This window comes from Bradyrhizobium sp. 172, from assembly GCF_023101065.1.
Taxonomy (GTDB): domain Bacteria; phylum Pseudomonadota; class Alphaproteobacteria; order Rhizobiales; family Xanthobacteraceae; genus Bradyrhizobium; species Bradyrhizobium canariense_D.
Map to the genome: position 1 here is coordinate 600172 of NZ_CP064701.1, position 15241 is coordinate 615412.

16 protein-coding genes and 1 pseudogene are annotated in these 15241 nt (G+C 64.6%); 6 read left to right on the top strand and 11 right to left on the bottom strand.

Annotated elements, in window-relative coordinates; all coding sequences use genetic code 11:
- Positions 1–163: 163 nt before the first annotated feature.
- The 3 genes and pseudogenes from IVB07_RS02710 to IVB07_RS02720 all read right to left on the bottom strand — a co-directional run bounded on the left by IVB07_RS02710 (position 164) and on the right by IVB07_RS02720 (position 3226).
- Entirely contained in the window at positions 164–514 is a 351-nt protein-coding gene (locus IVB07_RS02710) for a RidA family protein (protein ID WP_007599359.1), read from the bottom strand.
- 133 nt (positions 515–647) lie between these two features.
- Positions 648–1567, bottom strand: a pseudogene (locus IVB07_RS02715) (PHB depolymerase family esterase).
- Positions 1568–3226 (bottom strand): FAD-binding dehydrogenase, encoded by a 1659-nt coding sequence (locus tag IVB07_RS02720; protein WP_026232436.1) that lies wholly within the window; start codon positions 3224–3226, stop codon positions 1568–1570.
- A 293-nt stretch (positions 3227–3519) separates the two neighbouring features.
- Between IVB07_RS02720 and IVB07_RS02725 the strand changes: the two genes are divergently transcribed.
- From IVB07_RS02725 to IVB07_RS02750, 6 genes are all read left to right on the top strand, one after another.
- Positions 3520–3990 (top strand): hypothetical protein, encoded by a 471-nt coding sequence (locus IVB07_RS02725; RefSeq protein WP_018453000.1) that lies wholly within the window; start codon positions 3520–3522, stop codon positions 3988–3990.
- 253 nt (positions 3991–4243) lie between these two features.
- The gene (locus IVB07_RS02730) at positions 4244–4438 is read left to right on the top strand and encodes a hypothetical protein (RefSeq protein WP_026232437.1); all 195 of its coding nucleotides are present in this window, start codon (positions 4244–4246) and stop codon (positions 4436–4438) included.
- Between the two features lie 24 nt (positions 4439–4462).
- Positions 4463–5053 carry an SCO family protein gene (locus IVB07_RS02735; protein WP_018453003.1) on the top strand — a complete coding sequence of 197 codons (591 nt, stop codon included), beginning with the start codon at positions 4463–4465 and terminating at the stop codon, positions 5051–5053.
- Between the two features lie 91 nt (positions 5054–5144).
- Complete coding sequence (locus tag IVB07_RS02740) at positions 5145–6080, top strand: transporter substrate-binding domain-containing protein (protein ID WP_018453004.1); 936 nt, start codon at positions 5145–5147, stop codon at positions 6078–6080.
- A 260-nt stretch (positions 6081–6340) separates the two neighbouring features.
- Positions 6341–6850, top strand: a complete 510-nt coding sequence (locus IVB07_RS02745) for a TIGR02281 family clan AA aspartic protease (protein ID WP_026232438.1) — start codon at positions 6341–6343, stop codon at positions 6848–6850.
- Positions 6851–7041: 191 nt separating this feature from the next.
- Entirely contained in the window at positions 7042–8541 is a 1500-nt protein-coding gene (locus IVB07_RS02750) for a phosphomannomutase/phosphoglucomutase (protein WP_018453006.1), read from the top strand.
- A 142-nt stretch (positions 8542–8683) separates the two neighbouring features.
- Here the strand turns inward: IVB07_RS02750 and IVB07_RS02755 are convergent, their stop codons facing one another.
- The 8 genes from IVB07_RS02755 to IVB07_RS02790 all read right to left on the bottom strand — a co-directional run bounded on the left by IVB07_RS02755 (position 8684) and on the right by IVB07_RS02790 (position 15202).
- Positions 8684–9193, bottom strand: coding sequence for an Lrp/AsnC family transcriptional regulator (locus IVB07_RS02755; RefSeq protein WP_018453007.1), 510 nt, complete (start codon positions 9191–9193; stop codon positions 8684–8686).
- Positions 9194–9260: 67 nt separating this feature from the next.
- A complete protein-coding gene (locus tag IVB07_RS02760; RefSeq protein WP_018453008.1) occupies positions 9261–10214 on the bottom strand; it encodes a sugar kinase in 954 nt (317 codons plus the stop codon).
- A 7-nt stretch (positions 10215–10221) separates the two neighbouring features.
- On the bottom strand, positions 10222–11160 hold the full coding sequence (nudC, locus tag IVB07_RS02765; RefSeq protein WP_018453009.1) for an NAD(+) diphosphatase: 939 nt from the start codon (positions 11158–11160) through the stop codon (positions 10222–10224).
- Between the two features lie 11 nt (positions 11161–11171).
- On the bottom strand, positions 11172–11591 hold the full coding sequence (locus IVB07_RS02770; RefSeq protein WP_018453010.1) for an HIT family protein: 420 nt from the start codon (positions 11589–11591) through the stop codon (positions 11172–11174).
- Between the two features lie 275 nt (positions 11592–11866).
- The gene (locus IVB07_RS02775; protein WP_018453011.1) at positions 11867–12994 is read right to left on the bottom strand and encodes a muconate cycloisomerase family protein; all 1128 of its coding nucleotides are present in this window, start codon (positions 12992–12994) and stop codon (positions 11867–11869) included.
- On the bottom strand, positions 12991–13746 hold the full coding sequence (locus tag IVB07_RS02780) for an SDR family oxidoreductase (RefSeq protein ID WP_018453012.1): 756 nt from the start codon (positions 13744–13746) through the stop codon (positions 12991–12993). Before IVB07_RS02780 ends, IVB07_RS02775 begins: the two co-directional genes overlap by 4 nt.
- Entirely contained in the window at positions 13746–14543 is a 798-nt protein-coding gene (locus tag IVB07_RS02785) for an amino acid ABC transporter ATP-binding protein (RefSeq protein ID WP_018453013.1), read from the bottom strand. Before IVB07_RS02785 ends, IVB07_RS02780 begins: the two co-directional genes overlap by 1 nt.
- The gene (locus tag IVB07_RS02790; protein ID WP_018453014.1) at positions 14540–15202 is read right to left on the bottom strand and encodes an amino acid ABC transporter permease; all 663 of its coding nucleotides are present in this window, start codon (positions 15200–15202) and stop codon (positions 14540–14542) included. Before IVB07_RS02790 ends, IVB07_RS02785 begins: the two co-directional genes overlap by 4 nt.
- Between the last annotated feature and the right edge of the window lie 39 nt (positions 15203–15241).

Here is a 15241-nt window from a genome sequence, read left to right on the forward strand (position 1 = left end):
CGTCTCCTTCGATGGCGCCGTGTCGTTCGGCTGACATGATTATCGAAGGTTTGCGCGCGCTGATCGATTACCTCGGAGGTCATGCGCATGATGCGGGAAAGTGTGAAGCGGTTTCCCGATCGGATCATGCGCCGACAAGCGCGCGCAAATGTTTGTCGCGAACTTACTTGGCCGCCGTGACCATGATTTCGACGGTGTATTGTGCCGCCGCGAGCTTGGCTTCGACGGTGGCGCGTGCCGGCGTGTTGCCGGGCGAGACCCAAGCGTCCCACACCGCGTTCATCTCGCCAAACGTCTTCATGTCGGTGATGTAGATCGTGGCCGAAAGAAGTTTGGACTTGTCGGTGCCGGCCTTGGCGAGATGGCTGTCGATAGTCGCCAGAATGTCCTGGGTCTGCTTCGTCACGCTTTCGCCGGCGGCGTTGTTGGCGACGACACCGGCGAGATAGACTGTGTTACCGTGCACGACGACCTGGCTCATGCGCGGGCCGGTTTCAAGACGCTGAATGCTCATTGGGGGTCTCCTTTGAATGGCGGCCCTGTCTAGCGCAGCGGCTTGCCCTGTGCCACCCCAGGCACGCATGCGTTGCCGGGCACGCATGCGTTGCCAGGCACGCATGCGTCATCGGCGATGCCTGAGTTGCACTTCAGGGAAACTGGCCGAAGAACGTCCAGATCGTTTCGGCTGCGTCGATGTCGCCGTTCTGCGACCCGAGCAAGCTGGCGGCGACCTTCGGGAAGCGGGCATCCGGAGAAAATCCGGGCATGCGATGACCGCCTTGATTGATGCGATAAAGCACGACGTCGTGCCCTTCAGGACAGCGCGAGGAGATCCGCGTCACCGTGGACTGGTCTGCTGGCGCCCTGTCGGGCAAATCGGTCATGTCGGCATTATCGGTCTCGCAGCCGTTGAGCTTGCGCCAGAACGCAAGCGTCTCGTCGGTGGACCAAAAACTGTCTGCGGCATAATAGCTCGATCCGCGGCCGCCTTCGTAGGGGACCAGCGGATCGGCCGTGCCGTTCATCAGCAGCATCGGCAACGGCCGCGACGGATGGCACGTGACAGCGGTCTCATCAGTGAGGTTCATGCTCACGCTCGCGCCGGCAGCAAACAGATCGGCTCGGGCGCAGACCAGCGTCATTGCCATGGCGCCGCCATTGGAGATGCCGGTGACATAGACGCGGCGAGGATCGGCGGTGCCGTTCGCCACCAGCTTCTCGACGAGCTTTGCGATGAAGGCGACGTCGTCGGTACCCGCGGGCGGGCCACGGAGCGCCGGTCCCGCCTTGGTCCTCGCATCGGCCCATGCGTGGTTGAGGCCATCAGGAAAGACCACCGCAAACCCTTCGCGCTTTGCGACCTGCGGCCACGCTGTCCGCGTCATCATGTCGGCTCCGCGCTGCGTCTTGCCGTGCAGCACGACGACGAGCGGCACGAGCCGCTTCGACGGCAGTTGCACAGTGTAGGACCGCTTCACACCGTCAATATCGATCGTATCCGCGGACGCAGCCGAGGCAGCGGCTAATGCCGCAACAAACGCCCGATGCGCAGCCGCGGCCGCATCATCTAGCCCACGGCCTTCGCCGCGGCCCGGCCCGCATTGCGGCCCGAGAACAGGCAGCCGCCGAGGAACGTGCCTTCCAGCGAACGATAGCCGTGCACGCCGCCGCCGCCGAAGCCGGCGGCTTCGCCGGCTGCATAGAGGCCGGGGATGACGCTGCCCTCCTCGCCGAACACGCGCGAAGAGAGGTCGGTCTCGAAACCGCCGAGCGTCTTGCGGGTGAGGATGTTGAGCTTGACCGCGATCAGCGGCCCTTGCGCGGGATCGAGGATGCGGTGAGGGGAGGCGGTGCGGATCAGTCTGTCGCCGATATAGCGCCGCGCATTGTGAATGTTCATCACCTGCGCATCCTTGACGTAAGGGTTGGCGATCTCTCGGTCGCGCGCCTCGATCTGCATCCTGATGTGCTCGAGCTTGAGGAGGTCGCTGCCGGCCAGCTTGTTCATGGCCGCAACGAGATCCTCGATCTTGTCGCGCACGATGAAGTCGACACCATGGCTTTTGAACGCTTCCACCGGCGCCGGCGCGCCCTTGTTGGTGGCGCGCTTGATGGTCATACGCCAGCTCTTGCCGGTGAGGTCGGGATTCTGCTCCGAGCCCGACAGCGCAAACTCCTTCTTGATGATGCTCTGGGTCAGGATGAACCAGGAATAATCGTAGCCGGTGGACATGATGTATTGGAGCTGGCCGAGCGTGTCGGAGCCGGGAAACAACGGCGCCGGCAGGCGCGTGCCGGTGGCGTCGAACCACATCGAGGAGGGGCCGGGCAGGATGCGGATGCCGTGGCGCGGCCAGATCGGTGACCAGTTCTGGATGCCTTCGACATAATGCCACATGCGGTCGCGGTTGATCAGCCGCGCGCCTGCTTTCTCGGTGATGCCGATCATGCGGCCGTCGACATGCTCGGGCACGCCGGAGATCATGAATTTCGGCGGCGCGCCGAGTCGCTTCGGCCAGTTCTGCCGCACCAGCTCGTGATTGCCGCCGATGCCGCCGGACGCCACGATCACGGCTTGGGCCTTCAACGCAAACTCGCCGACAACATTGCGCGACGAACTCTTGCCGCGCTCGACATTGTCGGGGGCGAGAATGGCGCCGCCGACGCCATCCACCGTACCGTTGGTGATCGAGAGCGCATCGACGCGATGGCGGAACCGAAAGCTCAGCCGGCCGCTTCTGACCGCCTCGCGCGCCCGGCGCTCGAACGGCTCGACGATGCCGGGCCCGGTGCCCCAGGTGACATGAAAGCGCGGCACCGAATTGCCGTGGCCCATCGCGTCATAACCACCGCGCTCGGCCCATCCGACCACGGGGAAAATGCGATGGCCCATCGCTCGCAGCCATGCACGCTTCTCGCCGGCCGCGAACGCCACATAGGCGTCGGCCCATTGCCGCGGCCAGAAATCCTCGTCGCGGTCGAAGCCGGCGGTGCCGAGCCAGTCCTGCATCGCGAGGTCGAAGGAGTCCTTGATGCCGAGCCGGCGCTGCTCCGGCGAATCGACCAGGAATAATCCGCCGAACGACCAGAACGCCTGGCCGCCGAGCGACTGCTCGCCCTCCTGGTCGACCACGATTACGCGCTTGCCGGCGTCCGCGATCTCGGTTGCGGCCACCAGGCCCGACAGTCCTGCGCCGACAACGATGACGTCAGTCTCTTCAGCCATCTGTTCGGCCATATGTTTCCCCCTCCATGTGTTTCGCCCTCCACAGGTTCCTCCCTGTAGTTGCCCGGATTGAAGCCGGCGGTTGCAACTGAGATCAAGAGGACGGCGCGTAAGACATCGTTAACTTGTTCCACTTCGGGAAAAAGACCGGCTGAGTGCAGCGCCGGCGCAACACTGGATTTGAATTTGTTTTGAGCGAGCCGGCATGCCTAGACAAAACCGCGGTTACGACGGACCCTAGCAGGGCATCACCACCTGACACACAGATTCGAATTCGACTGGGGCGGGGGCCAATGAAGTTTCTGACGGGGTTGCTTGCGGCGGTTCTCCTGATCGCGAGCATGGGCGCTTCTCACGCGGTGGTTCGGATCGCGGATGACCGCGGCGGCCGGATCGGAACCTACGTCGACAAATACCAGGACCTGCGACAGTCGGGCGATACCGTCATCATCGACGGTCTCTGCGCCTCTGCCTGCACCATCGTCCTCGGCGCCATCCCGCCTGACCGCATCTGCGTGACGTCGCACGCCACACTGGGCTTCCACGCCGCGTGGGATTTCGGCAGCAACGGCCGCGCCGTCACCAATACCGAAGCGACCCAGATGCTCTATGCGATGTATCCCTCGCAGGTGAAGCGCTGGATCAATCAGCGCGGCGGCCTCACCCCGCATATGCTCTTCCTGAAGGGCCGGCAGCTCCAGGCTATGTACAAGCCTTGCTACCTCGACGCGCAGGCCTCGGCCAACAAGCCATCGTCGCGGTAGGCCGCGGCAGTCATTCGCCTTTCACTAATCTGTCGTCATGGCCGGGCTTGTCCCGGCCATCCACGTTCTTGGGCCCGGCTGGAAAGTCCGTGGATGCCCGGGCCTTCGCCTCGCGGAAGCGGCTTCGGCCGCGCAAGCCCGGCATGACGGAGAACCTCCGTATCACAAGTTCTCCAGCCCGCCCGCCGCGCTTGCCCGGCCCGGTCCCAGCGCCTATTTGAAAGGCAGGGAACCCTTCACCCCGATCGTTGTCATGGCTCAACCACTGCACCCTACCCATCCTGTATCGGACAATTCGCCCACTGCCGGCCGGACGCCGGTCGTGCTGCTGTTGGCAGGTGCTGGCGTCGGCGGCCTGGTCGTGCTCGGCGCGCTCGCGCTCTGGTTCCACTACGGCAGCCAGGTGTTCTTCGAAATGATCAGGACCGGTCTTGCCGCCTGCTTCTGACACGCGACAGGAAGTTTTCCGCTCATGAGCCCTACCGCCCGTCCGCTGGTGATCGCGACCGCCTTCGCCGCAAGCCTCGTCCTCGGGCTGCTGATCGTATTCTGGGCCATGGGCGGGGTCGGCAAGGTGGCGCAGCCGGCCGCGATCGGCGGCCCGTTCCAGCTCACCGACCAGAACGGCAAGACCGTCACCGACAAGAACCTCAAGGGCAAGCCGACCCTGATCTTCTTCGGCTACACCCATTGTCCCGACGTCTGCCCAACCTCGCTGTTCGAGATCTCGGAAGTGCTGCGCGCGATGGGCAAGGACGCCGACAAGGTCAATGCCGTCTTCATCTCGGTCGATCCCGAGCGCGATACGCCGGCCGCGATGAAGGATTATCTGTCGAGCTTCGACCCGCACCTCGAAGGGCTGAGCGGCGATCCTGCCGAGACCGCCAAGGTGATCACCTCCTACCGGGTCTATGCCAAGAAGGTCCCGACCAAGGACGGCGACTACACCATGGACCACACGGCGCTGATCTATCTGATGGATCGCGACGGCCGCTTCGTCTCGCCGTTCAACCTGAAGCGCACGCCGGAAGAAGCCGCAGGGGAGTTGAAGCGGTATCTGTAGGCTTCCCTATTGACCGCAATCCGCGCTCGCGTTCCCGGCCGGATGGGCTATAAGGCCCTCCGATCCCAACGAAAATCGTTCATTTCAGCCGATGGCTCCATCGCAACAGGCGAAATCGTCCAAATCCGCCCGTGGCTTGCTGACCGGGCTGATCGTCGGCGTCTGCGCGCTCGCTGCTGCGCCGTCCGCGCAGGCGCAGGCCCCGGCCAAGCAGCCCCCAACGGCGCCGCAAGCCTCACCTCAGGTCGCGCCGCAAGCCGCCCCGCAGGCGGTGCCGGGTTTCTGGGACCCGCGGCGGCGGCCGGAGCGGCCGGACCTGTCGCGCCTGACCGTGATCCGTTTCCTGACCGAGACCGACTATCCGCCGTTCAACTACACCGGCGCCGACGGTAATCCGGCCGGCTTCAACGTCGACTTCGCGCGCGCGCTGTGCGAGGAGATCAAGGTCACTTGCACGGTGCAGATGCGGCGCTTCGAGACGCTGGTCGATGCGCTCGCCTCCAACCGGGGCGATGCCATCATCGCCTCGATGGCGGTGAGTCCGCAGCTCCGCGCCCGGGTCGACTTCACCGATCCCTATTACCGCGTGCCTGCGCGCTTTGCTTCGCGCAAGGACGCGGTGATGCCGGAGATCCGGCCCGAATATCTCGAAGGCAAGAAGGTCGGCGTCATCGCCGGCTCCGCGCATGAGGCCTATCTCAAGGCCCTGTTCACCGACGCCGAGCTGCACCCTTATCCCAACGACGACGCTATGCGCGGCGCCTTGCGCAAGGGCGAGGTCGATTTCATCTTCGGCGACGCCATCGCGCTCGCGTTCTGGATCAACGGCACGGATTCCGGCGATTGCTGCGCCTTCTCCGGCGGCCCCTTCGTCGAGAGCCGTTTCTTCGGCGAGGGCATTGGCATCGCCGTACGCAAGGGCAACGACGTGCTGCGCCAGGCCCTGAACTGGGCGATGTTCCGCGTCTGGGAGAAGGGCCGCTACACCGATCTGTGGCTGCGGTATTTCTCGGTGAGCCCGTTCTAGTCCCAGGCGCCGTTGCCAATTCCTCATCCTGACGAGCTTGCGTAGCAAGCGTCTCGAAGGATGACGGCCCCGCTGGTGGCCGGGCCCTTCGAGACCCGCGCTTCGCGGGCACCTCAGGATGAGGATATGTCGTATCCGCGACACCGGCGCATTAACCGTCCGCTCATCCTTTTCGTCAAAATAGCACCGCTCTGGCCGCAGCGTCGCTCGCGGAGCGGCCTTCCGCGTGGTGAAATCGAGCTTCGGCTTCGAGTGGTGTGATGCGTAACATAATGATCTTCGCGGCGATCATGATCGGCCTCGGCACCTTCATGGCGCAGATGGCGGACAGGATGAGCTCCGCCTCGGCGACGTCGGTGCCGCGTACGGTCGCAGTCGCGTCCACCGCGGCGGCCGGCGGCCGCAGCCTCAACATCCCCCGCGACGGCCGCGGCCACTTCCAAACCGAGGGCCGGATCGAAGGCCAGCGCATCGGCTTCATGGTCGACACCGGCGCCTCCGTGGTCGCGCTGAACGAGACCTCGGCCGCCCGCTTCGGCCTGCGTCCCTCGCGCAGCGATTACAACGCCACCGTCTCCACCGCCAACGGCACCATCAAGGCCGCGCGCACTCGCATCGCCATGCTCGATGTCGGCGGCCTAATCGTGCGCGACGTCGATGCCATGGTGCTGCCCGACGAAGCACTGTCCGAGAACCTGCTCGGTCTCTCCTTCCTCTCCCGCCTCAGGCGCTTCGAATACGCCAACGGTCAGATGGTGCTGGAGCAGTAAAGGTCCTCCCAAAGGCGACGGCGACACATATTTCAAGAAAATCTCTATTTCGATCGCTCTCGCGGACAGATTTCCCCGTTACCAAACTGCCGCAATTATCATCCATAAGCTGCCATTCCCGCCTTCCGCTGCAGCCCGGCATTCGCTAAGGCTGCATCAAATCCTGGCTCTTTTTTCACGAGACCGTCTCAATGTTCCCCAAGCCGAAATCCGTGTTGCTGCCCAACACCTATGCCTTCGAATCCGAGCCGATGGTGAAGGCCACGGGCTTTCGCGAATACGACGCGCGCTGGCTGTTCCAGAAGGAAATCAACCTGATGGGAATCCAGGCGCTCGGCATGGGGCTGGGCGCGCTGATCGCAGAACTCGGCGTCAGCCAGGAGATCGTCACCGGTCATGATTTCCGCGGCTATTCGGCCTCGATCAAATATGCGCTGATCTCCGGCCTGATGGCAGCAGGCTGCAAGGTGCACGACATCGGGCTCGCGGTGACGCCGATGGCCTATTTCGCGCAGTTCGACCTCGACGTGCCCTGCTGCGCCATGGTCACGGCCTCGCACAACGACAATGGCTGGACCGGCGTGAAGATGGGCGCCAACCGCCCGCTGACCTTCGGTCCCGACGAGATGACGCGGCTGAAGGAGATCGTGCTGGGCGCCGAGTTCAAGAACAAGGCCGGCGGCTCCTATCAATTCCACGAGAATTATCCGGCGCGCTACATCGCCGATCTCACCAGCCGCCCGAAGCTCAAGCGCAAGCTCAAGGTTGTCGCGGCCTGCGGCAACGGTACCGCCGGCGCATTCGCGCCGCAGGTGCTGGAGGCGATCGGCTGCGAGGTGATCCCGCTCGACACCGAGCTCGACCACACCTTCCCGAAATACAATCCGAACCCCGAAGACATGGAGATGCTGCACGCGATCCGCGACGCGGTGCTGCAGCACAAGGCCGATGTGGGTCTCGGCTTCGACGGCGACGGCGATCGCTGCGGCGTCGTCGACAACACCGGCGAGGAGATCTTTGCCGACAAGGTCGGCGTGATGCTGGCGCGCGACATGTCCGCGATCCACAAGGACGCGCAGTTCATCGTCGACGTGAAGTCGACCGGCCTGTTCATCACCGATCCGGTGCTGCAGAAGCAGGGTGCAAAAACCACCTACTGGAAGACCGGCCATTCCTACATGAAGCGCCGCACCCATGAGACGGGTGCGCTCGCCGGCTTCGAGAAGTCCGGCCACTTCTTCTTCAACAAGCCGTATGGACGCGGCTATGACGACGGTCTCGTCTCGGCGCTGGCGATCTGCGATATGCTTGACCGCGCCCCCGGCAAGTCGATGGCCGATCTCAAGAACGCGCTGCCGAAGACCTGGTCGTCGCCGACGATGTCGCCGCATTGCGCCGACGAGACCAAATACGGCGTCATCGACAAGGTGGTGAAGCACTTCGAGGCCTTGCAGGCCAAGGGCGCCAAGATCGGCGGCCAGTCGATCCGCGATCTCGTCACCGTCAACGGCGTCCGCGTCACGGTCGAGGACGGCAGCTGGGGCCTGGTGCGTGCCTCCTCCAACAAGCCCGAGCTCGTTGTCGTGGTCGAGAGCCCGGTCTCCGAGCAGCGCATGCACGACATGTTCGAGATGGTGAACAGCGTGCTGCGCACCCATCCCGAAGTCGGCGAGTACAATCAGAAGATTTGAGGCGCGAGGCTAGTCTCACCTGCTGTCATGCCCCGGCTTGACCGGGGCATCCAGTACGCGGCTTATCCGAACCCCATCATCGTCTCTGGAATACTGGATCGCCCGGTCAAGCCGGGCGATGACAGTTTGCGTGTGGTGAGCCTTAAGCCGCAACCACAGCCGGGATCGGCAGCGCGGTGACCGACTTGATCTTCTCCATCGCGAAGCGCGAGGTGACGTTCTTCAGCGGCACGGCGCTGATCAGTTTCTTGTAGAACACGTCATAGGCCTGCATGTCCGCGACGACGACGCGCAGCATGTAATCGACGTCGCCGGCCATGCGATAGAACTCCATCACCTCAGGCATGGCGCTGACGGCGTCGGCGAACCTCTTGAGCCAGGCGTCGGAATGGTCGGAGCTCTCGACCGACACGAACACGGAGATGCCGAGCCCGATCTTGTTCTGGTCGACCAGCGCCACCCGCTTGGTAATCACGCCGTCGGCCTCCAAGCGCTGGATGCGCTTCCAGCAGGGGGTCGAGGACAGGCCGACGCGGTCGCCAATCTCGGCGACGGAGAGGGAGGCATCGTCCTGCAGCACCATCAGAATCTTGCGGTCGATGGCGTCGAGGCGGCGGCTGGTCTCGGGGAGTGGGACGGCGAGATCGGTCATTTGAAGAACTTTGTTCCATTTCAAGGGACGTTTTCCCTGATATAGAGAAAATCTTTCTATAGCAAGTCTATAATCTTGGCGCCCGCTCCAACGTCGCCGCCGGCGACGTGCTCAAAAGCTCTTCAACTTCAACGCGTTGCGGGGCGGCCAGGCCGCCACCAGGACGGGTGCATTTCAGCGCCGCGGCGGCCGCGGCGAATCGCAGCGCCTGCCGCACGCCGCCACCTTCGGCGAAGCGAAGCGTGAAGGCGCCATGGAAGACGTCGCCGGCGCCGAGCGTATCGACGGCCTGAACCGGGAAGGCCGGCGTCTGCTCCAATGCGCCGGTCTCGTTCAGCCAGATCGTGCCATACGGACCGCGGGTGGCGGCGAGGAAGGCGGGCGTGAGCGCGGCCAGGCGCTTCAATGCCGCGCCGTCATCGGGGATGCCGGCTGTCTCCTGCAACTGGTCACTGGCGAACAGCAGATGTGAGGCGGCCGTGAGCAGGCTGTCCTGCAACGACATCGCGCGGTCGACGCCGACGATGACGGCAATGCCGCGCCGGCGTGCCTCGGTGCAGAGCGAAGTTGCGAACGCGGCGCAGCGGCTTTCGACGAGAACCGCCCGGCAATCGGCGAGCAGCTTGTCGGCGTCGGGCAGCTCGACTGTCCACAGGGCCGGATCGCGATAGATCGTGAGCGTTCGCTCGCCCGTCGCGTCAATGATGATGGCAGAGACGGGCGTGCTCGCATCAGGTATGCGCACGATATGGCTTGTGTCGATATTTTCGGATGTCATGCGGTCGAGAATGAAGCCGCTCGACGTCTCCTGCGCATCGCCCATCGGACCTGCGAACGCGACGCGGCCACCAAGCCGAGCGATAGCGATCGCGGCATTGAGTGCGTTGCCGCCGCAAATCTCCGCGAGATGCCTGGCATTCGCCTTGCTGCCGCGCGCGGGCACGGTTTCGACACGAAAGGTCAGGTCGCGCACGGGAATGCCGATGCAGAGGATGCGCGGCGCGATCCCTGGTGCAGCCATCTCCGTCTCAGCTCTTGTCGTGCACCCAGCGGCCGAGCAGGTGATGCGCAATCGCAAACGGATGCGGGCCGGCGAGCCCGTCAGGATGCGTCCGCGTCAGCATCAAGGCCGCCTCCTCGCGCGTGAACCAGCGCGCATCCTCCAACTCGGAGTGATCGACGACGATGTCCTCGCTCACCGCCCGCGCGCTGCACCCGATCATCAGCGACGACGGATAGGGCCAGGGCTGGGTCATGTAATATTGCACCTCGGTGCAGCGAATGCCGGATTCTTCGAAAATCTCGCGGCGCACCGCGTCCTCGATGGTTTCGGCGGCCTCGACGAAGCCGGCGAGGCAGGAATACATGCCCGGCGGAAACTGCTTCTGGCGGCCGAGCAGGCATTTGTCGCCGGCGGCGACGTGCATGATCACGACAGGGTCGGTGCGCGGGAAATGCTCGGCCTTGCAACTCGGGCACTCCCGCTTCCAGCCGCCTTCCTTCATCGCGGTACGCGTGCCGCAATTGGCGCAATAGCCGTGGCGCTGATGCCAGCTCACCATCGACTTCGCCATCGCGATCGCCGACAGCTCCTGCGGCGGCACCGCGCCCTGCATCGCCATGCCGCGCAGCTCGCTGAGGGCGTAGTCCTCGCGCCCGATCAGCTTCTCGGACGCGGCCTGCGACAGGCCCATCCCGAACATCGCGGCGCCGCCGCGCAAGCCTAAGAAGATCGTGCCGGGATTGGCGCCGCATTTCAACGCCTCGTCGATTCCGAGCAGCGCGCGCACTTTGTCGCCCTCGCGCTTCACCAGCAGTGAGTCGCGATAGACCACATAGGCGCGCGACGACGGCTTCTGCTCCATCGCGAACAGCTTTTCGTCGTCGCGGCGCAGATGCGCGGCGCGGTCGAGAATGTTGGTGACGAAGGCGGGTTGTCCCAGTGGAAACGAGTCGAATGCTGACATTTCTTGTTCTTTCAACCCAACCAGATCTTGCGGCGAAGCGCGCTGATGAAACTCTGCACCTCGGTGGCGTCGTGCGCCAAGGGCTGCATCACGCCCCAGACCGGCCGCGGCCAGGCGGCGTCACTGGTGCGGCGCGCGATGATGTGGACGTGAAGCTGCGGCACGAGGTTACCGAGTGCCGCGATGTTGAGCTTGTCGCATTGGGTGATCTCCTTCAGCGCGCGCGAGACGCGGGAGATCTCCGTCATCAATTGCGCCTGCTGCACCTCGTCGAGGTCGATGATCTCCACCGCGTCGGCGCGTCGCGGCACCAGCAGCAGCCAGGGATAATGCGCGTCCTTGATGACCAAGACCTTGCACAGCGGCAAATCGCCGATGTCGATAGTGTCCTCTTTCAGGCGGGAGTGCAGCGACCAGGCGGGTTCGGACATAAAGGTTTCCGGATGGCCCGATGGGATCGGGCATGGCGGGGCGGAACCCCCGAATATTTGCTGCGACCATACGATACGGAATCTGATTGGGGAAGGATGGCGCTCCGCAGAGGCGGCATACGCGATCGTCGTCCTGGAAAAGCGCAGCGCCGATCCAGGACCCATTACCATCGGATTGGGTTTGGCGAAGATTCGGGGTTACCGACCTCGTGCCGCAACTTCTCTTTGGGGCAATGGGTCCTGGCTTTCGCCAGGACGACGGTGGGGGCGTGCCTTTACCCCTCCGCCAACACCCGCGCATTGGCGCGGACCGAGGCTTCGCTGACGCGGATGCCGAGGCCGGCACCGTCCGGCACCACGACGTGGCCGCCGCGATTGGCGACGCGCTCTTCCAGCACGTCCTCGGTCAGCACATGATGCGGCATGTAGAATTCGCAGCCGAGCGAGATGCCCGGCGTCGCGGCGATCAGCTGCGTGCCGGCGGCAAGCCCGATGCCGCCCTCCCACAGCGTGCCGCCATAGCCGGGCAGGCCCGCGATGTCAGCGATCGCCATGATCGCCTGCGCCTCGAACAGGCCGCCGGCCTTCATCAGCTTGATCGAGACGGCATCTGCCGCCTCGCGGCGCACCACCTCCATCATGTCGCGGCGGTCGAAACAGCTTTCGTCGGCGAGCACCGGCGTTTCCAGCGCCGCGGTGAGCTGCGCCATCACGTCGAGAAATTTGCGCGGCACCGGCTGCTCGATGAAGGTCGGCGCAAACTGCTCGATATCGCGCAGGATTTTGATGGCGCCGAACGGCGCCAGCGCCTGGTTGTAATCGACGCGTAGATCGACCTTGTCGCCGAATTCTTTCCGGATCGCCGCGAGATGATCGAGATCCTCGCGATGCGGCTTCACGCCGGTCTTGACCTTGTAGATCAAATTGCCGTCCGGAACCATCTTCCGCATGCGTTCGAGATCGGCGGCGAAATCCGGATCGGCGATCGAGAACGACAGCGGGATCGTGTCGCGTACGCGCCCGCCGAGCAGGTCGGCGACCGAAAGTCCCGACGACTTGCCGACGATGTCGAGCAGCGCCATCTCGATCGCGACCTTGGCTTCGGCATGTCCGACCAGCGCACGATCGAGCTCGGCCATCAGCGCGCGGATGCGGCGCACCGACTTGCCGAGCACGATTGGCCGCAAATAGATGTCGAGCGCGGCGAACGCCGCTTCCGGCGTTCCCGTGAACACTTCCCATGGTGCCGCCTCGCCCCAGCCGATCACGCCGTCGCTCGACGTGAGCTCCAGCAGCACGCGCTTCACCGTACCCTTGACGTTGCCGACGCCCTGGAGGCGCGCCATCTTGATCGGGCTCTCGATCAGGAACAGCCTGAGACGTTCGATGGTGGCTTCGGTCATGTCAGGCCTCCATTGACGTGCCAGACCTGGCCGGTGACGTAGGATGCTTTTGGGGATGCCAGGAAGGCGATGATCTCGGCGACTTCCTCCGGTCGCCCGCGGCGGCCCATCGGGATCAGCGTCTCGGTCGCGGCGATCTGCTCGGGTGTAAGCCGGCTTTCGCTGGGCTTGTCCTTGACGATCAGGCCCGGCGCGACGGCGTTGACGGTGATGCCCTCCCTGGCGAGCTCGACTGCGGTGAGCCGCACCAGCGCTTCGAGCGCGGAGCGGCTCGCGGCCGTCGCTGCAAAGGGCGCGAACTCCGGCCGGATCGCGTGAGCGACGAACGACGACACCGCCACGATCCGCGAATCTCGCCCTGCACGCAGCAGCGGCAGCGCGGCGTCCACCAACCGTGTGAACGCCAGCGCCGACTCGTCCATTGCCTTGCGGAACTGATCCGCCGGCGTACCGATGGCGCTGCCGCGCCGGGCATGGCCGCCGATCAGGATCAATCCGTCGAGCCGGCCGAAGGCACGTTGCGTAGCGGCGACGGTGTCGGTGGCCGCGGTCTCCTCGGCGAGATCGCCGAGGCATTTTGCGACGATCGCGCCTTGCGCTTCGGCTTCCGCCGCCGTGGCGTCGAGGCCGGCTGCGTTGGAGCGCGTGTGCAGCAGCAGCGCAGTGCCGGGCCCCGCGAGCAGTTTTGCGGTGGCGCGGCCGATGCCGCTGGCGGCGCCGGTGACAAGATAGACGCGATCGATTTCGGACATCACGATGCCGTTGTAACCGGCGGCAGCGCGCCGGTGCGGTGGAAATGGCTGAGGAACGCGCGCGTCGCTCCTTCCTGCGGATTGTCGATCACCTGTCGCGCCGGGCCTTCCTCGACCACGACGCCGTCGCGCATGAAGATCAGACGGTCGGCGACTTCGCGGGCAAAGGCGATCTCGTGGGTGACGATCACCATGGTCATGCCCTCCGACGCCAGCTGCTGCATGACGTTCAAGACCTCGCCGACAAGCTCGGGATCGAGCGCGGAGGTGACCTCGTCGAACAGCATCACGTCCGGCTCCATGGCGAGCGCCCGCGCAATCGCGACGCGCTGCTTCTGTCCGCCGGAGAGCGTTGCCGGATATTGGTCGGCCTTCTCTGCAAGGCCCACCTTCGTGAGTTGGGCCCGCGCCAGCTTCTCGGCGTCCGCCTTGGCCATGCGCCGCACCGTGACCGGTCCCTCCATCACGTTCTGCAGCGTCGTCATGTGCGGGAACAGATTGAAATGCTGGAACACCATGCCGGTGGTGGTACGGAATTTGGCCAGCGTCTTCACATCGGGGAGCTTCGTACCCTCGCCGAACGAAAAGCGGGTGTCGCCGACGCGAACGCTGCCGCCGTCGGGCGTCACCAGGAGGTTGATGCAGCGGAGCAGCGTCGACTTGCCGGAGCCGGACGGGCCGATCAGCGCCACGACGCCGCCCTTCGCGACATCCAGGCTGATGCTCTTCAAAACCTCGTTGCTGCCAAAGCTTTTGCGCAGCGCCCGGATCTCGATCTTGGAAGAGGTGTCGCTCATTCGCCGACCGCCAGTCGCTTCTCGCCGCGCCGGACCATGATGGTCAGGGGGATCAGGATCGCCGCATAGGCGACCGCGACGGCGGTGTAGGTTTCCAGCGGACGGTAGCTGTCATGGGCGGCGACCTGGCTCTGATAGACCAGATCAGGCACCGCCAGCACCGAGACCAGCGAGGTGTTCTTGAACTGGATGATCGACTGGTTCATCAGCGCCGGGATCATGCGCTTGATCGCCTGCGGCAGCACGATGCGCCGCATGCTCTGTCCCGGGGTCATACCGAGCGCGGCACCGGCTTCGGACTGGCCGCGGTCGATCGAGATGATGCCGCCGCGGATGATCTCCGAATAGAACGAGCCGCCATAGAGCGACAGCGCCAGCGCCGACGCCGTGATTGGGGTCATCTCGACACCCGCCAGGATCGGCAGCGCGTAATAGAACCAGATCAGCTGCACCAGGATCGGCGTGCAGCGGAACGCCTCGATGAAGGTGAGCGCGAGCAGGCGCACCGCGCGAAAGCGCGACAGGGTGCCGAACGCGCCGAACAGGCCGAAGACGAGGCCAAGCACGACGATGACCACGGTGAAGCCTACGGTGACGCCGAGCCCGTTGAGAAAGAGCCAGCGATAGCTCCAGAGGATGCCGAAGTCCCACTGATACATGCGTGTGTTACTCGTCGAACGCCTTGACCGCCGGCATTG